Annotated in this window: 17 protein-coding genes; 7 read left to right on the forward strand and 10 right to left on the reverse strand. The window is 53.3% G+C overall.

Translation table 11 applies throughout. From position 1 onward, the window contains the following. Nucleotides 1-12: 12 nt before the first annotated feature. The 3 genes from RB297_RS14340 to RB297_RS14350 all read right to left on the reverse strand — a co-directional run bounded on the left by RB297_RS14340 (nt 13) and on the right by RB297_RS14350 (nt 7,288). Complete coding sequence (locus tag RB297_RS14340) at nt 13-864, reverse strand: manganese catalase (protein WP_375120761.1); 852 nt, start codon at nt 862-864, stop codon at nt 13-15. Between the two features lie 151 nt (nt 865-1,015). Beyond that, a complete protein-coding gene (locus RB297_RS14345; RefSeq protein ID WP_375120762.1) occupies nt 1,016-1,765 on the reverse strand; it encodes a MerR family transcriptional regulator in 750 nt (249 codons plus the stop codon). 156 nt (nt 1,766-1,921) lie between these two features. After that, on the reverse strand, nt 1,922-7,288 hold the full coding sequence (locus RB297_RS14350) for a cadherin-like beta sandwich domain-containing protein (protein ID WP_375120763.1): 5,367 nt from the start codon (nt 7,286-7,288) through the stop codon (nt 1,922-1,924). A gap of 386 nt (nt 7,289-7,674) precedes the next feature. On the opposite strand from RB297_RS14350, the gene RB297_RS14355 reads away from it, so the two are divergent. From RB297_RS14355 to RB297_RS14375, 5 genes are all read left to right on the forward strand, one after another. Next, nucleotides 7,675-8,148 (forward strand): GNAT family N-acetyltransferase, encoded by a 474-nt coding sequence (locus tag RB297_RS14355; RefSeq protein WP_375120764.1) that lies wholly within the window; start codon nt 7,675-7,677, stop codon nt 8,146-8,148. A 47-nt stretch (nt 8,149-8,195) separates the two neighbouring features. Next, entirely contained in the window at nt 8,196-8,705 is a 510-nt protein-coding gene (locus tag RB297_RS14360) for a phage tail protein (protein WP_375120765.1), read from the forward strand. A 42-nt stretch (nt 8,706-8,747) separates the two neighbouring features. Then, entirely contained in the window at nt 8,748-9,245 is a 498-nt protein-coding gene (locus RB297_RS14365) for a phage tail protein (RefSeq protein WP_375120767.1), read from the forward strand. 15 nt (nt 9,246-9,260) lie between these two features. After that, nucleotides 9,261-9,797, forward strand: a complete 537-nt coding sequence (locus RB297_RS14370; RefSeq protein WP_375120768.1) for a phage tail protein — start codon at nt 9,261-9,263, stop codon at nt 9,795-9,797. A 181-nt stretch (nt 9,798-9,978) separates the two neighbouring features. Next, on the forward strand, nt 9,979-10,935 hold the full coding sequence (locus RB297_RS14375; RefSeq protein WP_375120769.1) for an LCP family protein: 957 nt from the start codon (nt 9,979-9,981) through the stop codon (nt 10,933-10,935). A gap of 44 nt (nt 10,936-10,979) precedes the next feature. On the opposite strand, the gene RB297_RS14380 is transcribed toward RB297_RS14375, so the two are convergent. Then, on the reverse strand, nt 10,980-11,759 hold the full coding sequence (locus tag RB297_RS14380; RefSeq protein ID WP_096775124.1) for a helix-turn-helix transcriptional regulator: 780 nt from the start codon (nt 11,757-11,759) through the stop codon (nt 10,980-10,982). Nucleotides 11,760-11,932: 173 nt separating this feature from the next. On the opposite strand from RB297_RS14380, the gene pyk reads away from it, so the two are divergent. Together pyk and RB297_RS14390 are read left to right on the forward strand one after the other, a co-directional pair. Next, nucleotides 11,933-13,348, forward strand: coding sequence for a pyruvate kinase (gene pyk, locus RB297_RS14385; protein WP_012819280.1), 1,416 nt, complete (start codon nt 11,933-11,935; stop codon nt 13,346-13,348). A gap of 145 nt (nt 13,349-13,493) precedes the next feature. Continuing rightward, entirely contained in the window at nt 13,494-14,708 is a 1,215-nt protein-coding gene (locus RB297_RS14390) for an L-dopachrome tautomerase-related protein (protein ID WP_375120770.1), read from the forward strand. A gap of 61 nt (nt 14,709-14,769) precedes the next feature. Here the strand turns inward: RB297_RS14390 and RB297_RS14395 are convergent, their stop codons facing one another. The 6 genes from RB297_RS14395 to RB297_RS14420 all read right to left on the reverse strand — a co-directional run bounded on the left by RB297_RS14395 (nt 14,770) and on the right by RB297_RS14420 (nt 22,790). Next, complete coding sequence (locus RB297_RS14395; RefSeq protein WP_375120771.1) at nt 14,770-16,650, reverse strand: cyclic nucleotide-binding domain-containing protein; 1,881 nt, start codon at nt 16,648-16,650, stop codon at nt 14,770-14,772. 72 nt (nt 16,651-16,722) lie between these two features. Further along, the gene (locus RB297_RS14400) at nt 16,723-17,337 is read right to left on the reverse strand and encodes a hypothetical protein (protein ID WP_096775120.1); all 615 of its coding nucleotides are present in this window, start codon (nt 17,335-17,337) and stop codon (nt 16,723-16,725) included. Nucleotides 17,338-17,643: 306 nt separating this feature from the next. Beyond that, nucleotides 17,644-18,606: a phosphotransferase enzyme family protein gene (locus RB297_RS14405; protein ID WP_375120772.1), complete on the reverse strand. Its 963-nt coding sequence runs from the start codon at nt 18,604-18,606 to the stop codon at nt 17,644-17,646. A 218-nt stretch (nt 18,607-18,824) separates the two neighbouring features. Beyond that, complete coding sequence (locus RB297_RS14410) at nt 18,825-18,992, reverse strand: hypothetical protein (RefSeq protein ID WP_375120773.1); 168 nt, start codon at nt 18,990-18,992, stop codon at nt 18,825-18,827. A gap of 20 nt (nt 18,993-19,012) precedes the next feature. Continuing rightward, nucleotides 19,013-19,978, reverse strand: coding sequence for a peptide-methionine (S)-S-oxide reductase MsrA (gene msrA / locus RB297_RS14415; RefSeq protein ID WP_375120774.1), 966 nt, complete (start codon nt 19,976-19,978; stop codon nt 19,013-19,015). Nucleotides 19,979-20,189: 211 nt separating this feature from the next. Further along, nucleotides 20,190-22,790, reverse strand: coding sequence for a glycoside hydrolase family 95 protein (locus RB297_RS14420; protein ID WP_375120775.1), 2,601 nt, complete (start codon nt 22,788-22,790; stop codon nt 20,190-20,192). Nucleotides 22,791-22,850 lie beyond the last annotated feature (60 nt).

The following is a 22,850-nucleotide window of genomic DNA, read 5'->3' on the forward strand; positions in this document are numbered from 1 at the left end:
CAAAATTAAACATTACTTTCCGATTCCTTCATTCACCACATAGGGACCCGTTCCCAGCGTAGAGTGCTGGTGTTTGGCTGGAGGATTTAATACGGGAACGTCGCCGTAGGCCGTCGGATTCGCCACGTATTCGAAATTGCCGGTACCGTCCGGCAGCGGGCCGTTCGCCCAGCGTCCTTCGCGGCTCTCCTCGCCGACCGAGAAATTCATGAATTGGCGGGTCGCTTCTTCTACGCTGCGCTCGCGCGGAAACGAAGCAGGAGCAATCGGGCCTTCCATCGCCTCGATCTCCTCGATCGCGGCCAGCCACTGATTTTGATGCAGGATATCGCGGGCTATCATAAAGGACAGCATGTCCCGGACACCCGGATCCGTCGTCTGCTCGTACAAGCGTACGACCTGGACCAGCCCTTGGGACTCCGCGTTCAGATTCGCGCGGAAATCAGCCAGCAGGTTTCCGCTCGCGATGATGTACTTGCTGTTCCACGGATACCCGTTGCTGTCCGTCGGAGTCGCGCCCAATCCCGATACGATTGCATGCTGAGGATTCATGCCTCCGAGCGCAGCGGCAATCAACGGATCCTTTGCCGCTTCGTCGACCTGATCTGCGGGAGCGCCGTCCAGAAGCTGAGCAATCATCGTACTCAACATTTCGACATGGCCAATCTCCTCGGTTCCGATATCCAGCAGCATATCCCGATACTTCCGATCTGCACGGCAGTTAAAACCTTGGAAGAGATATTGCATCATAACGGACATCTCACCATATTGACCGCCCAGCACCTCTTGAAGCTTTCTCGCATATACCGGATCCGGCTTCTCGGGTTTCGCCCGGAACTGAAGCTCTTTCATGTGAATAAACATCAAAGTCGTCCTCCTTCGTATATGTGATGATGAGTCCGAGTATTTCTTACCCGGACCGACTGATCTGAAACCATACCCGCCGGTTCATGCGGAATCCATGTATGCGTCAGAAATGACAAAAGCCGCGGCTCGCGCGGCTTCATCATAGGATTTACGTCAGATTCGCATACGCCTCTGCAGCCGCATGCAGATAATAAGCCAGCCCCGTCTGCTGCTCTTCCAACATCCGCAGATGGAATTCATCGTGCAGGAAAAACTTCGTTTGCCCGGCAAAATCGGCGGCGGTAAAAGCGTGGCCATGCTCGTTCATAAATCGCAAATGTTCGTGGATCGCATCTTGAACACGCTCATCATCGTGCCTGATTCCCGTTTTCAAAGCATTGGCCATGCCGGCCATGAAGCCTGCCGCTTCCTTCGCTTGCTCGTTCACATTGGGAACATCCATCGGTGCACCGTCAAGCAAATCCACCTCGTACCGCTCCTTCAAATGTTGATTCTGCTCAGCCAAGGCATCCTTCCACTCTTCTTCGCTATCAAACCCTTTGAACATTTCTTCCGGCTCCATGCGTCTTCCCTCCCCAACGTATTCTATGGACTGCCTCAACGTCTGCAGAACGCGCTCCAGCCGATTCCACCGGCCACGGAGCAGTTTCTCCTGCTCCGTGAGAATGGAGAGCCGATCCGGCGTTTCCTCCATCAGCTCTTTAATTTGTTCCAGCGGAAAATCCATCTCCCTGTAGAACCGGATTTGCTGCAAGCGCTCCAGTTCCGCCGCGCCGTACAAGCGATACCCCGCATCGCTGATCTCGGCAGGCTGCAGCAGTCCGATTTTGTGATAATGATGCAGCGTCTTGATGGTTACCCCGGACAGTTCCGAAACCTCTTTTACCGTGTACAGCATGCTGTTCCCTCCTTCGATCTACAGTCTAAGGCCTCCCCTTGGAGGAGAGTCAACCTTGATTTAATGAAATAAGTGAAGCAAAAAAGGATTAAGCAGACGTAACCATCCACTTAACCCTTTTCTGCAAAAAACATTCCCGGCACCACAACAAACGGATTAATCCATGATCTGCTCCATGCCTTCGCCTGTCACTTTAAACTGATGGCTGCGTGAAGCTTCCTCAATGTCTCCAAATGCCCAATGCGCGGTTGGGACATCCTTCCAGGAAGACAACTGCAATCCCCCAATTGGATATCGCCCAAACATCTTGTTCAAAATGGTTACGGCCTCAGCGCGGGTTACACTCCTGTCAGGCCGGAATGACCCATCGGTATAACCTTGCAGCAATCCGGCCTGCTTAGAAGCAGTTATAGCTCCCATAGCCCAATGCTCTAACGCAACATCAGTAAACTCTCTCTTGTCTTGCTTCACCACATTCAGCTCTTTATACCGTGCAGCTATGACGGCAAGCTCTGCCCTCGTCACTTCTTGATCTGGCGCGAATTGGCCTGACGGATCGCCAATCATCAGACCTTGTTCTTGGACAAAAGCAATGGCTTCCGCTGCCCAATGCGTTGCTCCCACATCCGTAAAGCCGGATATCTTCGCTGTTTCGCTGCCAAGCAGCCGTGCCAGCATGGCAGCAAGCTGTTCACGGGTCACGCCTTGCTCAGGCCGGAACGTTCCATCTGCAAAGCCCTGGATGTAAGCCTCATGATTTCCTACGGATGCCCCATTCAAAAGCTTATTCATATCTTGACCAGGCCAGCTAAGAATGGCAAACGTGCTGAACTTCTTCACGGTAAATTGAATCCCCATCAAGCCGTTGTTGTCATAATCTACAAGGCTTCCAGCGATCAGCTCGCGTTCTTCGTCGCTATGCTCAATAAATATGGCAAGTGATTTCGCATATGCTTCCTGCTCCTCAAGGCTTTGCGGTAGCGTGACGTCTTTTAGCGGCAGCACGACCGTAACCTCCTTGTTGCTCAGGTTGGTCTCAATGACCATCGGTCTTGCAACCACGAATGGCTTGGAGGTGAGGGAGAATTGCTGAATAAACTCTTCCTGCAATGCGCCGTTAAGCACTTCAGTATGCTTCTGTGCATCCCTGACCGGAACGATGCGGAAATATGAATCCAGCAGGCCTTTCATTGTTTCTAGTGAGAGCTGGATTCGAGCATGATCCGTATAAATCTCCAGGCGTTTCTTAGCTTCGCTAAGTTCCTTTAAAACTGCAGCAGGCATGTTCACATCTAGCCGCGTTACCTCGTCCTTCTTATCCGGAATAACCAGGCGGATCGTATTTTTTGCAGATGGCAGCGCATGAATTGCCGCTTTGATCTTTTCATGATTCAAAGTCAATTTTTCCGTTATCTTGCCTGACTCCTTTGTTCGATCTATGATCATTTTCGCGGCAACCGGAGTTTTGAAGCCCCCATCTACATCGATTTCCGCCTTTTCATTGACCGGAACAGGCAGTAATGGAGTTGGCCCCGGAGCAGGCGAGGATGGTTCTGACGGCGGATTAACCACTCCCTTGGCGCGAATAACCGTTAACCTATAAACTTGAGTGCTTCCGTCCTGCGCCTTCACTTCAATCTCGATCACTTTGGCTACGCCAGGAACCAATGCCACATCCTGCGTGGAGTCATTCACTGGTTTACCGTCGATCTTAACCGTCGATGTTGCGTTTACAGCATCCCGCAAAGTCCAATTCACGTTGATAGCGGACTTGGCCGTTGGCATATGAACCGTGTATTCCAAAGCATCGCTCTGAAATCCCGCTACCAATGCGCCGTCCACGTTTAAGCTGCTAAGTGCAGCATCCGTCGCAGGCTCTGCCCGGGTTACCGTTAACTTATACAATGCAGTTACGGCCTGGTTTTGTGCGGTCACTTGAATCTCGATCACTCTAGTCACCCCAGGAATCAGTACCAAGTTGGACAACTCGGCTTCATTCACTGCCTGACCGTCCACGTTTGCCTGGAAGGAAGCCTTGGAATCAGCCAATACAGGCGTAATACCTACCTCGTTCTCCATGTACGGAACAAGCAGTGCATATTCCTGGCCGGCAGGATCAAACCCAGGATTAAGCGTACCTGCCGTCATATGGATATCACGGAGCAGTGCATTGGTAGAAGGCGCACGCGAAACTTGCAGCGTATACGTTTGGGAGGTTATGCTGTCTTGCGCCAAGACCACAATTCCTACCTCTTTCGTCTCTCCCTTATCAAGGGTAATGGCGTATGCTTCTCCGCTATTCCACGAAGTATTTTTAGTCCCTTCTGTAATCCGAATGGATGCCGTAGTGTCCGCCAGCACAGGAGTGATGGCAAAGCTATCCGTATCCTCAAGCGCCTGCACCTTATATTCAGCTATCGTCGGCACAAAAGATGAAGGCTCCAAGCTTGCGCCTGATGATACGGCAAGCGAACCTAGAAGGGCATTATTGGATGGCAGATCCCGGGTCACGTTCAATGTATAGGTTTGGATTACATTCGGATCCTGTGCCTTGACCTCGATTTCAATCTTCTTCGTTACGCCGGAAGTCAGGATCACATCGAAAAGCTCATTCCCACTCGCTTCCTGACCGTCTTCCAAAACCCTAAACGTCGCCCTATTAGGATCTCCCAAAACCCAGGAGACATCTATTAGTTCCTGTGTAAAAGGTACGACTACAGTATACGCAAAGCGGTCGCTTCGGAAATTTTCTACCAAATGACCGTCGATCCTTAAGCTATCGAGCGTTGCGTCCGTTGCCGGCAGCTCTCGTTTCAGGGTCAGCCTGTAGATTTTCTCGCTTTGATCCTGTGCTATACCCTTGATTTCAACCATTCTATCGGTTCCCGGTATCAAGGCGATCCCGTTTAACTGATTTTGGCCGACATCCACGCCATCCAGCTTGATTTCGAATGTCGCTGTTGATGGATCACCGAGCGCAAAATCAACATCTACGGCAGTTGTCGTATATGGAACCGTCTTCGTATAACTGTATTGATCCCGCTGGAATCCATCCAACAAATTCCCATCGATGTTAATGCTGCTGAGCGTTGCGTCAGTCGCAGGGTTCGCACGTGTGATCTGCAACTGATAAGTCATTTTCACATTCGTGTCTTGGGCGGTAACCTCGATTTCAATGACTTTTGGCGTTCCCGGCGACAATGGGAGGTTCGCAAGCCGCGTTACGTTGGCTTGCTCCTGCCCATCCACCTTAATCTTGTAAGTAGCATGAACATCATTTACGGTCCAATCGACATGGACTGCATCCATCGTGTAGGGAATATCCTCAGTGTAATCGGTCTTCCCGCTTTGGAAATCCTTCACCGCTATTCCGTTTATGGTCAAGCCGCTGAGCGTAGCATCGGTTGCCGGCTCTCCTCGTGTTACGGTTAATGTGTAAGTCCTCTCAATACGGGTGTCCTGAGCTGTGACCACGATTTCAATCACTTTATCGGCTCCAGGGAGCAGCGGCAGGGTATAAGGGTTGGGTGCATTTGCAACCTCTTGACCGTCAACCCTCACCTTGTAAGTCGCATTCGGATCGCTTGCAACCCAATCTACATCGACAGAGTCGTTTGTAAAAGGCAGATGCTCTGCATACGTTAACCCATCGCTCTGAAACCCATTCACCAGTGCTCCATCGATAGTCAAGCTATTAAGCGCTGCGTTCTTCGCAGGTTCTGCACGAGTTACCGTAAGCTTATACGTCTCCTTAACCGCCGGATCTTCCGCTGTTACTTCAATTGTGATTTCTGTCGGTGTGCCTGGTATCAAGGACAGGTCGCTAATCTCGGTTGCACCGACTTGCTCCTGGCCGCCAACCAAGACCTTATAGGCGGCATTCGGATCATGCATGATCCAACTCACATCGATCATCTCGGTCGTATAAGGTACGCTTTCGCTATATACCAACTTGTTGCTCTGAAACCCCTGCACCATGGCCCCGTTCAACGATAAACTGCTCAAGGTTGCATCCTTTGCAGGGGATGCGCGCTTTACGTTGACTTGATAGCTTTGCTGATCGACGCCATTCTGCGCCGTCACTTCGATCTCCAGTACGCCCGGAACTCCTGGAAGCAGACTTATATGCTGTGCTTCAGCATCGGTTATAGCCTTGCCATCAAGGTGCAGCGTGTAACTGGCATGTGAATCCGCTAGCTCCGGCGTGATGCCGATCTCCACGACAGGATATGGAACGGCTACTTCGTAATCAAATTGATTCTGGCTAAACGCCGGGCTTAAACTTCCCATTGTTGGCTGAATGTTACGCAAAAATGCGTTATTTGAAGGAGCTTGTTCTACTACATTAACGTCGTATGTTGTTGTTATTCCATTTTGTGCGGTAACGATGATGTTGATATCCGTACTCCCGTCGGCATCCAGCTGAATCTTTGTTTCGGCTCCGCTAACCCTACTAGCGCCGTTTACTGTGAGCGTCGCCGCAGAGTCCATCGTCGTCGGTGTCACCGATACTTCAGTTGTTCCGTGCGGCACCGGCATCATATATGTCTCTTGGTCCGGATTGAACGGTATCCCGACAGGCGAAATTTGCAACCCGCTAAGACGGCTTTCGCTGCTCAGAGGAGGGATTAGATTGGCTGTTTTGAATATCCCGTCTTCTCCTACCGCAACGACTCTTCCATTCGCTGCCTCTATGCTGGTCAGTTGAACGGAATAATTCACATGGGTTTCCAATTCTTTGTTCCATTGTCCTTGCTCAAATGAGAACGAAATGATGGATTCTTCTGTGCCGACTGCGTAAAATTTCCCGTTACTGTATGCCACAGAGAAGAAATCATTGCCGGATACTTCATTCGGTGGCGTTAGAGAATTATTCCAGCTGACGCCATCTGCCGAGGTATATATCTCTCCTCCAAATCCCACCGCAACGTAATGGCCATCACCGTATGCGATGCCGTTTATAGGCTGGACTGGGCCTTGAGGATGTAACGGATTCCAGTTCATGCCGTCGGAAGAAACCAATATCACCGGGCTATAATTTTTATCAGCTCCGACAGTCATGAATTGTCCATTGGCATATATGATATCGATCAAATACCAGATATCGTTATTAGGCAAACTATTTCTCCAGGTAACTCCCCCATCCGTTGAGGTAAGCAGCACGCCGTCGCCAGTGTTCTCATTGCCGCCGACAGCTACCAGCGTGGTTCCGTTTGACGTTATGTTATACAACCCTTCAGGAACCACGGTCCTCTCCATCCAGCTATCCAGGCTGTCGGAGGAAAGAATTGCGCCGTTATAACATGCGACATACCACTTGCCGCCGGAGTATACGGTCGCGCGTGCGGAGCAGTTGTCCGCTCCAGAATAAAACCTCTCGTCCCAGGTAGAACCGTCCGTTGAAATATAGTATCGATCCATCCCCGTGGCCAGCCAAACACCGTTGCCGAAACTGATATGGTCTACATTGAAAGGTGACATATCCCCTTCAGCCCAAGTTGCAGCCGCCTCTGTTTTTGGCATCCAGGGGGCCAACCCCTGGGAGCCAATGACAAGCAAAACTACCATAATCATACACAAAGCGCGACGAATTCTATTAAAAAATGGATTCAATTGCGAATCTCCCCTCTGGCCATCTCAAAAAAATGAAGTGTCGTATCGTGTCAAGAATTCGACAGGCAGCTTTAGATAACTGCTGTATTTTGAAAACAGTCTGCTTGCCCATCACCTCCGAAGAATCGTATCTACCAAAAACGAAATAACACCTACTAAATATATGTCATCCTGCCGCTCCGGTAAACCATTTTTATAGCATTTTCTACCAAAAAAATTTGTATATTATTGTCGAATGCGAGATGCTATAATCTTCCTATGTACCAAAATTATCCTGTCACCGGGAGGGTAACCTTATGATTCAAAAACGTCCCGTTACCCCTGATGATCGAAGCTTTTTGTTCCTTTTGTACTGTAGTACGCGCCAGGCTGAGGTTGAGGCCCATGGTTGGGACGATATGATGCGCGAGCAGTTCTTACTCATGCAGTGGAATGCACAGCAGCACTCTTATGCCATGCAGTTTCCGAAGGCGGAGCAGTCTATTCTGCTTCAGAATAATAAAAAGGCGGGCCGAATGATTGTCAATCGCCAAAAAGAAAAGACGACGATCACTTTAATCGATATTTCACTTCTTCCCGAGTTCCAAAATCGCGGGATCGGTACCTCTCTCATTCGTGAACTTCAGACAGAGGCAACAAAGCAGCAGAACCTATTGTCACTAAGCGTACTCCCTACCTCTCCTGCACTGCGGCTGTATGAACGGTTGGGTTTCCGCAAGCTAGAATCTGACGGATACCATGTGAGGCTGGAATGGAGAGGGGCTATCTGATGGCTCCGACTTTCTATATACAATATCAAATCATGAGGTGACTATGGATGAGTGAATCTTATCTGGGCGAAATCCGCATGTTCGCTGGCAATTTCGCCCCGCAAGGGTGGGCATTATGCAACGGGCAATTGCTTTCCATTTCGGAGAATGAAGCGTTGTTTGCACTGTTAGGCACAACATATGGCGGGGATGGTCAAACGACCTTTGCCTTACCCGATCTGCAGGGCCGTATTCCGATCCATAAGAATGTCGCACATCCTGTTGGCGAAAAGGGTGGCACGGAATCCGTTACTTTGACACTTAATCAAATGCCTCAGCACACGCATATTCCCCATGCGAACGGACAAACCAACGCCGTGGGGGGTACCCCTCAAAACTCCATCTGGGGGCAGACGTCCAGACGAAGCTTCTCCGATGGTTCTGGAAAAACGCCGGTGGGCATGAATACCCAGCTGTTATCTTCCGTTGGCGGAGGACAACCCCATGACAACATGATGCCGACCACTACGATTTCATTCATTATTTCTTTATATGGGGTCTTCCCTCCCCAACCTTGATTTCTCGTACTATATTTGACAGTGAATGAAGGAGGAAACGAAATGTCAGAACCTTTCGTAGGAGAAATCCGCTTGTTTGCCAACGGATATGCTCCCCGTAACTGGATGTATTGTGAAGGTCAAATCCTTCCGATCAATGGGTATCAGGCCCTCTACTCCTTACTTGGTAACGTATATGGCGGCGATGGCGTCAATACCTTCGCCCTTCCGGATTACCGCGGACGCGTACCGATTCATGTGAGCTCAACCCTCCCCCTTGGACTGTCCTCCGGGGAAGAACAACATACGTTAAATCAAAATGAAATGCCACAGCATACCCATCAGGTTTCCGCATCTTCCAATACGGCAAGCGCCGTTTCCCCTGCAGGCAACGCCTGGGCGGCCGTAGACAACGTATATGATCCACCAGCCGCCATGGTGCAGATGAATGCCCAGTCTATTTCAACATCCGGCGGAAGTCAGCCGCATTCGAACATGCAGCCGTACTTGGTCCTGAATTATGCAATCGCCGTTACGGGGATATTCCCTAGTCGAAATTAGAGGAGAGTAAGTACAATGGCAGAAGCTTATATTGGAGAAATTCGAATCTTTGCAGGAAACTTCGCTCCCAAAGGCTGGGCCTTATGTAACGGCCAACTGTTGCCCATTGCGCAAAACACCGCCCTGTTCTCCATACTTGGCGTGCAATATGGCGGCGACGGCAAAACCAACTTTGCCTTACCGAATCTAATGGGCAGCGCCGCCATGAATCAAGGAGCCGGACAAGGCCTCACGCCAAGAACCGTGGGATCGAAGGTCGGCTCCCCTACCGTTACGCTTATCAGCAACGAAATACCTCCCCACACGCACATGCCTCAGGCTATCGATGCCATGGGAAGCAAATCAGATCCTACAGGGAATTTCTGGGCGCAGGCACCGAAAGCCTCGCCAATCGCACCGCAAACCAAGATGTTCGATCCTGCGCCAAACGTGCAAATGTCACCCATGGCACTTTCCGTGACGGGGGGCTCGCAGCCGCATAACAATATGCAGCCGTTTATCGCTCAAAATTTCATCATTTGCCTTCAGGGAGAGTTTCCTTCAAGGGGATAATGGCTTATGCTGCTAGAATTCGGGATGTGACGCTGTCACATCCCTTTTTTACTACCTATTTCTACTTCGTTATATCGGTACCTAATCTCGCTTTTCTCAAGAAAATATGATTTTTGCTCATTATTTTGCTAGAATGGTCCATTATGCAATCAGTTTAATAGAAAGGATGTTATAGGAAACGATGAAAAGGAAATGGTTCAAATACGCCATGCTCTTATTTTCCGTTGGAATCTTGGGGATTATCTCGTACTATACCTACGCTATCATACAATTCTCAAACCAAATCTCGACCGCTTCGAATCCGGTGAAGCCAACGGGCAGCACGGGGGCCGCACAGGAAGAGGTCATTGAAATTCCGAAGTGGGAGGGCAAAGAACGCGTCAATATTCTTCTGATCGGAGGAGACTCCCGGGGAGACGATGCCGGAAGATCCGATACCATGTTGGTGGCCTCCATCGATCCCGTTACGAAAAGCGCCCATTTGTTCTCGATTTTGCGGGACACTTACGTGGACATCCCCGGTCATGGCAAAGGAAGGCTGAATTCGGCTTTTGCTTACGGCGGCATCGAGCTGACCAGACAGACCATCGGCGATTTGTTGGACCTGCCCATACATAAATATGTTTACACCGATTTTGTCGGATTCATCGCCCTGGTCGACGCCATCGGCGGGGTCGACATTGAAGTAGAGAAAGACATGTATTACACAAGCAAAGCCGACAAGCATATGTACGACATCGATTTGAAACAAGGGCTGCAGCACCTCGACGGCAAAATGGCGCTGCAGTATGTCCGGTTCCGGCACGATGCGAGGTCCGACTTTGCCCGTACCGAAAGACAACGGATTCTCATGACGGAAGTTGCCAAGAAAATGCAGACCACGAGCTCGCTCATCAAGCTGCCCGGCATCCTGGATTCGATCGCGCCTTATATCGAGACGGACTTAAGCCCGAAGGAAATGCTGAAGCTGATGGCGCTCGGTTTTGACGTGAACCTGGACAAAGTCGATCAGCAGCAGATCCCGCCGTTCTCGCTGTTGACCAACGAGAAGGTCGGACGGGCACAGGTGCTCGGCGTGGATAAAAACAAGTTGCGGCAGTACGTGAAGGAATTGTTCGAAAGCGATGCCGTTGAATAAAGCCAGCAAGCAAACGAAGAGGGCGTATGCCCTCTTCTTTTCGGCTAGACCGTCCGCGGACGCTCATGCAGCAGCTCCGACGGAGCGCTGCCTGTGAACCGCTTATAGATTCTGTAGAAGTAGGAGAGGTCCTGATAGCCGAGAAATACCGCAATCTCCTGTACCGTCAGCTGCGATTCCGTCAACAGATAGGCTGCCCGTTTCATCCGCTGGGCGTGCACGTACTGGCTGATCGTCTGTCCCGTGACGCTCTTGAAGAGCGCCGCAGCGTAATTGGGCGTTTTGCCGATGGCATCGCCGAGCTCCTCTTTCGTTATTCTCTCCCGGTAATGCCGCTCAATGTAAGATTTCATCCGTTCCGCATGCAAGTGCTTCTCGGGCGTGATAACGCCCCGATCCAGCTCTCGGCTGATATAAATCAACACTTCTGTCAATAATGCTTCTATCATCATTGCATAATAAGACGGGCGCTCCCGCCACTGCTGGTGGATCGCCTTCAAACGTTCGTGGATCAATTCGTAACAGCCCGGCTTATGCTTCAACGCTTCTTCCCGTTCAAGCGCGGATAAAGCCGTGGACGGCTCTCCCGTCCATTGTACGACCATTTGCGTGTGCGTCACGGTAGGGATGCTTTTGCCGTAATAGGGAACGCCGGCCGGAATAAGCAGCAGTTCCCCCTTCTCCATAATCTGCTTATCTCCATTCACCCAATATACGCATTTTCCATAGGTCGTCACGCTTAGCCGCCATGCGCTCTTTCCATGGTCTGCTTCCTCATACCAATCGACGCCGCTAATTTGCCGAACTTCAACCGGAGTGACCATAATTTCACCTCATATGCATTACTATAATCCATTCATTGTACTATAGTTCATATCATGATTCGACAAGACAGGCTACAATGTGATCATTAGGGTAGTTCATGAGATTTACATTTCTAGAAGCCCGAGTGCTGCAAATGCCGCAGGGTGCAAATACAAAGGAGGAACAACCAACCATGCTTAAGACAAAAATCATCTGTACGATGGGGCCGGCATGCGATTCCATCGAGCTGTTGAAAAATATGATTCAGGAGGGGATGACGGTCGCCCGATTGAATATGGCACATGGCGAGCCGGAGGATCACGTGGCCCGGATTCGGAATGTTCGCCAGGCCGCATCCGAATTAAACACGTATGTCCCGATCATGATGGACATTAAAGGTCCCGAAGTCCGGATCGGCAAGCTGAAAGAGGCTTCCTGCCTTCTGAAACCGGGTGAGGAACTGATCCTGACGACCGAAGAAATTCTGGGAGACGCCCAGCGCATCTCGGTCAATTATGCCGAGCTGAATCTAGTCGTGAAACCGGGAGACCGCATCTTGATCGATGACGGCCTTGTCGACCTGAACGTCATTCGCGTCGACGGACCGGACATTCTTTGCAAAATCGTCAGCGGCGGCGTGCTCAAACCGCGCAAAGGCGTCAACCTGCCCGGCATCAAAACGACGCTGCCCGGCGTCACCGAGCGTGATGTCATGCATATCGGCTTCGGACTGGAGAACAACATTGAGATCATTGCCGCATCTTTCGTGCGCCATGGCGACAACATCCGCGAAATCCGCAGCATCCTGAAGGAACGCGGCGCGGAGCATGTGCAGATCATCTCCAAGATCGAAAACGGAGAGGGCATGGAGAACCTGGACGACATCATTGAAGCCTCCGACGGAATCATGGTTGCCCGCGGCGACCTTGGCGTCGAAGTGCCGATCGAAGAAGTGCCGATGATGCAGAAAGAAATGATCGATAAATGCAATCTGGCAGGCAAGCCGGTTATCGTGGCAACGCATATGCTGGAATCGATGCAGGTCAATCCCCGCCCTACCCGCTCCGAGGTGAGCGACGTGGCGAACGCCGTGATCCAGGGCGCAGACGTGGTCATGCTGTCCGGAGAATCCGCCGCTGGCAAATATCCGGTGGAATCCGTGCGTACGATGGCGGCAGTCGCCCGCCGTGCCGAGACCATGATCGATTATAAGGACCAGTTCGCTTTCAAATCCAGACAACAAGTAGCCGATATTACCGAGGTCATCAGCCAAGGCGCGGTCAGCTCTTCCCTCGTGCTGAATGCCAAAGCCATCATTACGTCAACGGAGAGCGGATTTACGGCGCGGATGATTTCGAAATATCGTCCGGAAGCACCGATCATCGCCGTCACGCAGCATGAAGAAGTGCTGGCCAAAATCTGCCTGCTCTCCGGCGTCATCCCGGTAAAAGGCGACAAGGTTACCACAACGGACGAAATGTTCGAGTCCGCGACCCGCAACGCCATCAAGACAGGCTACATCGAAAAAGGCGACATTATCGTATTGTCTGCCGGCGTGCCAATCGGTCAATCCGGCAACACGAATCTGATTAAGGTTCTGCAAGTGTAACGAAACACGCAACAAGACCTCTCCGATGATTTAAGCAGCGCCAATCCGACCCTCCGGGCATATAACGAACTCAGAGGAATAAGCTCGTAAGGAAGGCGCTGCCCGTTTCGGGTGAACCGAACACGTTACCGGAGGTCTTGCCAAAATGTATATACCCTATCATCCTATGGGGATGCAGCAGCAGGCTGCCCTTCCCCATGCAAGGAAAGCTCATCACCCAACAAGTCCTTACCAAATGCTGTTCCACTGGAACCGCTTGGACTGGAACTTTCCGAATGCTGCGATGAAGCAGCGGTTCGAGCTGCATCAATACTGGAAGCACTGCATGCCTGCAGGCGTCAAAGTGGACCACCAGGGGCGTTTCTATGTTTCGGTTCCGCGCTGGGCGGAAGGCGTTCCCGCTACGCTCAACACCATCGTGATGGTGAACGGCAAGCCGGTGCTGAATGCTTTTCCAAGCTGGGAGTGGAATACGGCGGGAGATATGCGAGTGCTGCAATCCGTCCTGGGTTACGAGATCGATGAACATAACCGGATGTGGATTCTGGATCAAGGAAAAATCGCATATAACACCTCGCCCGAAGGCTCCCAAAAGCTGGTCATCTGGGACCTGAGCGCAAACCGCCTGATCGACTCCATCGTCATCCCGGATGATATTGCACCGCCCCGGACGTCGTTCCTGAACGATATCGTGGTGGATAACCGGAACGGTTACGCCTATATCACCGATTCGGGCTCCGGCTGGCCCGATCACGAGGTATACGGCGGCATCATCGTCTACAATATGAGAACGAAGAGATTCCGGCGGGTCCTGGACAGCCATTACAGCACGCAGGACGTGCCAAGGTTCCGGTTCGAGATCGATACGGAGCCGGTCTACCGCAACAAGCCGGTCCGGATCGGCGCGGACGGCATCGCCCTGGCGGCGGATCGCGAAACGCTCTTCTACTGCCAGGTAACCGGACGCAATCTGTATGCGGTCGATACGGGGCTGCTGCGTAATTTCGATACCCCCGATCCGCTCATTCGAAATGCCGTTCAAGCTCTGGGCAGCAAAGGAACGACGACCGACGGCATGCATGCCGACAATCAAGGCCATGTCTTCTACACCATGCTGGAAGGCAAAGGCATCGGTTATTATTCGCCCTGCACGCGCTCATTTCACAAGCTGCTGTCCGATGACCGAATGCTGTGGGTGGACGGGGTGGCTTTCGATCAGCGCGGCTCGATCATCTTCAACAACAACCGCCTGCACCGCATGTTCGGGGAGCCGCAGAACATCGACTGGGACGATCCTTACAATCTGATTATATGGAGAGCCTACATCGGCCGGGATGTGAAGTCGTATTTATATGGTTGACGGTTATGAAAAAGGGTTAGGCAGTTCGGGCTATCAAGCCCTCTGCCTAACCCTTTTCGTATTATAACTGCAATGCCTGGCCGCAGCGGCCGCAGTAGCGCGTCCCTGCAGGCGACACGGTGCCGCAACCCTCGCAGGTTAAAGACGGCGGGGCGGTGCCCGGTCCTTTGGAACCGCCGCGCTTCGAATCGGAGCCGACCGCTTGCCGGAGCCGTTCCTCTACCTGCTGGGCCGGATTGACGGCCCGATGCATCGCCCTTTCCTCCTTCGTGCCTTGACGAATGAGCGAAAAGAGCAGCGCAATGCCGATGCCCCCGACCATGACCATGCCGACCATTTTCCACAAGCCCGCCGCATAAGGATAGTCCCAAGCCGCATGCAGCAGAATGCTGATCAGCAGCAGGGCAGCCATCCTCAGGAGCCGATGCGCGGTCGAGCCCCGTTTAGCGGATCTCCCTAGGCCATACCACAGTCCGGCTGCGGCAATGGCCGTCCAGGTGCCGTGCCCGAACGGGGACAGCAGCGCCCGGACCCACAGCACGGCCAGCATCCCCGAAGTCGCATGCTGCTGCAGATACATGAAGCCGTACAGAATGCTCTCAACCGCGGCAAAGCCCATGCCTGCCGCAGCTCCGAATACTATGGCATCCATCAGGAATCGCTGCTTGCGGCCGCGGAGGAAGAAGGAGCATACGAGCAGCTTGGCCATTTCTTCGATAACGCCGATCAGAAGCGATGCCTGCACATGCTCAATGGTCGTTGTCTCCAGGCCGCTGCCGACGGACCAGTAGCGTTCCAGCACCCACGCAACCGGCACGGCGATGATGCCGGAAGCCGCGAATACGGCTGCCAGCCGAATGGGCTTGAATCCGAGCAGCTGGGAGCTGCGCATATAAGCAACAAACGAAACCGGTCCAACGAATCCGCCAGATATCAAAGCGGCATATATCCAAACCGGCTGTTTCAGCCAAATGGCAAGCCCTGTGAACGCAACGAAAATGCCGCCGAGCGCCAGCAGCACATCCATCCAGCGATCTTTTTTGGGAGCGGCCGGAATAACGGCCTCCAGGGTCGCGGCAGCCTCGACTGCAGCTTCCGGCACCTGCTCCGCCTCCGTGAATTGCAGCTTCGCCGATACCTCATCATTGAGAAGCTCGGGGCTTCGAATCCGCAGCACCTCATGAAATTGCCGCCTGACCAGTTCGTACTGCTGCAGGACAAAATGAAACTCATCCCGGCCCATCACCATCAGCTCGCCGTTCTCAAGCGCCGTCACCGTGCCCGTATGGGCTTCGCCGCTGAGGAGGTCCATCTCGCCAAAATAATCCCCGGGCTTATAGACCGCCTTCTTCCGGCGCCCGCTTCGCACTTCGAACCGTCCTTCGGCAATCATATAGAAACGGTCCGCCATGGTGCCTTCCGCGACAATGACGTCCCCTTTGTATACTTTCCGCCTGACCGTGACCTCGGCAAGACCGCGCAGCTCCGCGTTCGGAATCGCGGCCCAGATCGTCGCCTTGCTCAGCATCGCATGCATCGTGCGGATTCGGGCCGAGAACGACAGGCTCTCGTGAAACATCGGGCTTGCCGCGGCAAGCCGGCTGAACGCGTTCTGCTCCAGCCGCAATGCCGTTACCTCGCCGATCGCCTGGGCACCCGAAGTCCTTTTTTCCTCTAGAAACAGGGAGACCTCCCCGATCAACGCGCCTTCGCCCAGAACGTCCAGCGTCACCGTGTGGCCGATCAGATTCCTCGAAACGATCTGAACCTGCCCGTTCATGATGAAATAACAGGAATTGCCGTAGCTTCCCTCTACGATCAACGGGTCCCCGTCATGAAACAGCTCCTCATGCATGGACTGGACGGCACCTTCCAATTCATGCAGCGGCACCCCGCGAAACAGCGTATGATTACGCAAAAACTCCATCGCCTTCGTCGTCATCTGCATTCTCTCCATAGACGAAAAGAATCCGCCCGACGGCAGATTCCTCTCTATTCATTATGTACGACTCTATTATCGCATATTTCCGATGATGCTGCTGCGTGATTCTTCCATTTTCTTAATAAAATTCGTCATGACGTCAAAGGCTTCATTGCGCTTGTTGGTCATCGACTGCAGGCGAAGCATGTCCATTTGCTGGGAGTTCGATAGACTATCGATCGATCCCTTCAGCTTCTCCGTGGCTTGATTGAGCTCTTCGGCCGTATATTCCTTCTTGGATGCATCTGCGATGCCTTCTGCTGCCAGCTTGCCGGCAAGATCGTCCGGTATCGAATATTTGCCGTCCACCGCTTCTCCGGTCAAGGCGCTGTTAATGCCTGCCATGGCGTCGTTCTTCTTGGCGATTTCCTCGTTCCGCTTCTGCACGTCCTGGATCTGGTTGTTAAGCTGCGCATCCAGCATCTGGGTCCGCTGCTGCTGCACGACCATCAAAGCGCTCTCAATATCCATGCTGGACAGATCGATCTGTGCGACGTTGCCGATCCCGCCAATGGCATTGTTCGTTGCGCTTCCTCCTACGGCCTGCTTGACCGACTGGTAAGCCTGGTCGTTCATCATGATGCCCGTGCCTGCCACTACACCGACCAGAAGAGACGCAGCCGTGGATAGAATCATTTTTCGATTCATCGTTTCAACTCCATTCCTCTAATTCTTTGTGCCTAGTACGAAAATCATAGCAAATGCCTGAACGGCGAACAAAGCAATATTTACCATTTCTCGACAATTAATATCAAATTGAAGGTATTTTTTTCGCTTCCGGCCGCTTGCTGCTTGTCCGATGCGATCTAGGGGGATGAAATCGGCTGATGCCGCCTTGAAGCCGCGACAAAAAACCACACCGTGCCCGATGTGGTATTCCTGGTTCGATTAGCCCACAAAAGCCGTGCGGCTGCTAGCAGCCAGCATCCAAGCTGCGCGTCATGGCTCGTGCGGTTACCACGGTTCCCTGAACCCCTGTCTTTCCTGCTCGCAATCGCGCAGCAGCTTCGTGCGAAGCCCCTCATACCAAGAGGGGACATCGGCCAACTCGCTGTCCTCCAGGGAACGCAGCACGCTGGCAAAACGGTACAAACGGCTGAATCTTTGAAATCTTGAAAACTCTGCCTCCAGCTCGTGATCCAGGCTTCGGATCGAGCGATACCCTTTCAGAAATGCCTGCTTGTCATGCTCCGACTCGGCATCGGCAAGAGCCGTGACGATATCCGCCGCATACCAATGGTACATGGCATCGTCGAAATCGATCACGTGGAATGAACGTTCCTTCGCTTCATAAAAGATGTTATCCAGCTGGAAGTCAAAGTGGATCAAGCCGTACGTCTGTCTCGACGCGGGCAGGAACTGCAGCCATAAACTAACCCGATGAAGCTCATCCATAGCATCCTGCTCCCCGGGATGCCGCCGCAGCACCTGATCGATCAAACGCAGGATGTCCTCCACGCTTCTTCGCCTTACGGCTCCAGGTTCATATCGGCTGGACAGCGTATGCAGCCTTGCGAGCGATTTCCCCCAGTCCCTGCATTGGCGCGCGGTGGGAGTGGCATGTAATGCACTCCCTCCGGCGGCGCTAAAGACGACGCCGTGATACTGCCCCTCCGGTACCTGAATCGTCTCGATCCATTTCCCGTTCACGGAAGAAATCGGCACGACGCAAGGGTACTCGTGCTTAAGCAAATACTGCATGAATTCCAGCTCGGCCGCCAGCTGCTGGGCCGTGCTTTCTTCCTCAAAATTAAACCGGAGGAAATAACGTTCTCCATCGCGGTTAAACATATACACGAAGTTGGAGCTGGCCCGCCAAAACTTCAGCGTTCCCTCGTCAAACTCCCAGTTGCGGATCAGCTCGCGGGCCGCCTTGTCACCAGCAAGTCCGCGAACCATCGTCGTTAACTTCATCATTTGCTCTTTTTCCTCCCGCTACAGCGTGAGAGGACTTAAACCTCAACTCATCCTAAGTAACAAGCCCTCTCATTTGTATCCCATTGTGAATATGAATCGTATTCAACAACGTCACTCCTTTCCGCACAAGGACGCAAGAATTGGTCTTGCCCAATCCTATTCTAACGGAGCTGACAGCCATGCGGGTGGGAGAGAACGGGTATAGGTGAAGTTTACGGCTATCCTTCTCCCCCGCCTTCTTCCTTGGATAATCTTTTGAATGCGAACGCCAGAATCAGGCTCATGACGATATACATCAACACTTTGGAATCTGGGCTATACGGGGAGAGCAGTATCCCTGCCAGAAAAAACAAATTCACTACAAGATACAGCAGTTTGATTATCATAAGACGCCTCCATCCGTTCCCTACTCAAACAGCCCGGCGAATTCACCGTAGCCTTCCCGGACCAGCGCTTCCTCCGGTATAAACCGCAGCGCCGCGGAGTTTACCTGATAATGCAGGCCGCCCGGCTGGGGCCCGTCATGATACAGATGTCCCAGGTAAGAGCCGGACAATCTGCCGTAGAGCGCGGTGCGTACCTTGCCGCCGCGGAGATCCCCCTTTTTGCTGATATATCCTTCATGCAGCGGCTTCCTAAAAGCCGGCAATCCCGTACCCGCATCATATTGATCGGTCGAGCTGAACAGAGGGTCGCCGTTCACCACGTCCGCGTAAATTCCCCGGCTTGCGTGATTCCAATACGGATTATCGTAGGCAGGCTCGTCCAAGCCTTCTTGCGTCACCGCGTATTGGATCGCGGTAAGACGCCTGCGCAGCTCATCCTGATCCTCTTTGCGGCCCCAATGCCGCTTCGCAAAAGAATCCCGGCCGGAACCCTCATAATACCGGTTATAGTCATACCGGTGGGTATTATAGTAGTTCTGATGGACATCCTCCGCGGGATAAAGGGGACCCGCCGGCAGGATCGGCGTCACGATCTTCCCCTTGAACCGGCCGCTAAGCTGCAGGCTGCGCTTGGAGGCTTCCGCCTGCTCGCGCTGCGCTTCGTCATGCACGAAAATCGCCGACCGGTAAGACGCCCCACGGTCCATGAACTGGCCTTCCGCATCCGTTGGATCAATCAAGCGCCAATAGATGTCCAGCAGCCGTGAGTACGGAAACACATCCGGATTAAACCGGATTTGCACGGCTTCGTAATGCCCCGTCGTTTCCGTTCCTACTTCTTCGTAGGTCGGATTCTCCGTATGGCCGCCCGTGTAGCCGGAAACCAGGGAAAGGATACCGGGCAGCTCGTCAAACGGCTTCACCATGCACCAGAAACAACCGCCGGCAAATGTCGCCAACGAGGTCTTGCCGCTTCCATGCTTCAAGGCTATCCGCTCCTTTCATCCGTCGTTGTCTGTTTCATGATGATATTAGTGTAGCCTTGAGGACGCAATGGCAGCAAGCATCATAACGTTTAATTGGTGTGTTAATCGGCGATTCTCCTCCAAGATCGAGTCAGGAATGAGAAAGCAACACACTTGGGCGGCAGCCTTAGGAGCGGGTTGCTTTCACGTTTATCGAGGTACGCCAATCATTTTATTCTTCAACCGTTCTATAGGTCTCCCCAACAGGGCGCTCCAAGCTGCAGCTAGCCCCCTGCTGCATCCGTATGGAGCAGCCATGGCCTCTGCGGGATATCGTGGTACTCATCAGAGTTACCTCTCCCAGCTGTTTCTCCTCTATGAGGACAAGTGCCGCACGGGACCAAATCCTGCACTCGCCGGCTCTATCAGCGCGGATCTTCACTTCGGTCAGCTCGCCTTCCTCCCAGCGCATGTCGACAACAAAGCCGCCGCGGGCCCGAAGCCCCTTCACCTCGCCGCTGTTCCACTGCGGGGGCAGGGCGGGGAGCAGCCTTAACTCATCCATATGCGACTGCAGCAGCATTTCGGCAACGCCGGCAATCCCGCCGAAATTGCCATCGATTTGAAAAGGCGGGTGGCAATCCAGCAGGTTCGGATAAGTCGAGGAAGCCAGCAAATTCACGAGATGCTCGTGCGCTTCCGCTCCGCGCTGCAGCCTGGCGTAGTAATTGATGATCCAAGCGCGGCTCCAGCCCGTGTGGCCGCCGCCATGAGCAAGCCGCCGCTCCAAGGTCTTGTAAGCCGCCTCGGCAAGCTCAGTGGACCGGTCAGGATCAATCTGCTCTCCCGGATACAGGGCGAACAACTGCGAGATATGCCGGTGCCCGGGATCGGCCTCCTCGTAATCGTTCAGCCATTCCATGATCCCTCCATGCCTTCCAATCTGCGGTTCCGGAATTTCCTCCAGCGCCGTTTGAAGCTCCTCCAAGAAGGCAGGCTCATCTCCGACGAGATGGCCGGCATCCAGGCAGGCACGGAATAAAGCCGTCGCAATCTGCCCGTCCATGGCCGGCCCCATGCAGAGGCTGCCGACGGCTCCGTTCGGAAGCACGAATCGGTTTTCCGGCGACACGGAGGGGCCGGTGATCCGTCTCCCTACCTCATCCACTGTCATGTAATCCAGCAGGAATTCTGCCGCTTCCTTCATGACCGGATACGCCCGCTCCCGCAGGAAATCCGCATCGCCGCCAAACCGGTAATGCTCCCACAGATGAAGGCACAGCCACGCGGCTCCCATCGGCCATACGGTACAGGTCATCAATATCCCTTCGGGCCGGGTTTCTCCCCAAAGATTCGTATTATGATGCGCCGCGAAGCCGCGGCAGCCATACATCTCCCGAGCCGTATCGCGGCCATTCGGGAGCATCCGGTCGATCAGGTCGAACAACGGCTCGTGGCACTCCGCCAAGCCCAACAGCTCTGCCGGCCAATAGTTCATCTGAATGTTCACATTGATCGTATACTTGGACTCCCAAGGTGGGGTGAAACTGTCATTCCATATGCCTTGCAGGTTCGCAGCAAGAGATCCGGGCCTGGAACAGGAGATGAGCAGGTATCGCCCGTACTGCACGTATAAGGCAATCAATTCGGGGTCGCTATTCTCTGCGGAAGCGCCTTCCGTCTTCACTCTAGCCTTCAGCAAATTCAGCCGCCGATCGGTGGGCAGGGACGGCTGGTCGTCTTCTGTTCCATTAGGATATTCGACTCGATTTGAAGCGCGGATTACCTCCGTCCCATTCGAAAAGGCAGTTCCGCTATCGGAACATTCCGCCCTGCTCGCTCCGTTCTTGCCTGTGCCGAGCGTAAGCGAGAACCGTTCAAACTTCTCCCGATACTCCGTCTGATGACGGTTTACCAGCTGCTCGTACGACATGCCTGCCGCACGGTCCAGCTGTTCCAGACAGACCTGGGCCGGCTGCCGGCATCGAAAGGTCGTCTGGGCTGACAGCAGCAGCGTAACGGAATCCGCTCCTTCTACCGAGAGAAAATCACCGATGGTTCGAACGGCTCCTCCCACAGCAGCAGCGCGCAGCGCCATGCCAAAGGAAATGCCGTCCGCACCGCACTCTCCCTCCATCAGCAGGGTATCATGACACAATGATACCGTCCCCCCATCAAAAGGACGGCGCATCAGGTTCGCCGCAAACGTCAGCGCCCCCGGCCTGTCGGCAGACAGGCGAATGACCAGCACGCCATCCGGCGCACTGGCAAAATACGACCTGCGAAATCGGATGCCCCGGAACGAATAGGATACGGTCACCATCGACCGTTCCAGATCCAGCTCTCGTTCATAATGCTCCACCGTTTCCTCCCCGTCCAGGAATTTGAGCAGAAGATCGCCCAGCGGCTGGTACGGCTGCTCGTATTTCGGGGAGGAGGTCATCGCCATCCGGGCTAAATGCTCGGCCTCGGCTTGGCGCCCATCGAAGAGCATCTGCCTGATCTCGCTCAAATACCCGGAGGCGTCAGGATTGGCTCCCCTCCCCGGACCTCCATACCATAGAGAATCTTCATTTAGCTGCACGCGCTCAAGCGAAGGCTTGCCAAAGACCATGCCTCCCAGGCGACCGTTCCCGATCGGCAAAGCTTCATTCCACTCCGCTGCCGGGGAATCGTACCACAACCGCAAGCCCCGATTTGCGGAGATGTCAGGCCGCCGCGAAGCGGTAACATCTATCCCCCCCGTCACCTCAGGCTGCCCCGCAAGATCACGACCTCCCTGATGCCCTTCAAGAGAATACTCGGCATTACTTCCTGTTGTCTCCCTCTCCATAATCCAACACGTCTCCTTCTTCAAGAAAAAGGGGATGCTCAGCGTTCTCCCTGAACATCC

The organism is Paenibacillus sp. CR_12 (assembly GCF_041953985.1).
Classification (GTDB): Bacteria; Bacillota; Bacilli; order Paenibacillales; family Paenibacillaceae; genus Paenibacillus_AQ; species Paenibacillus_AQ lautus_A.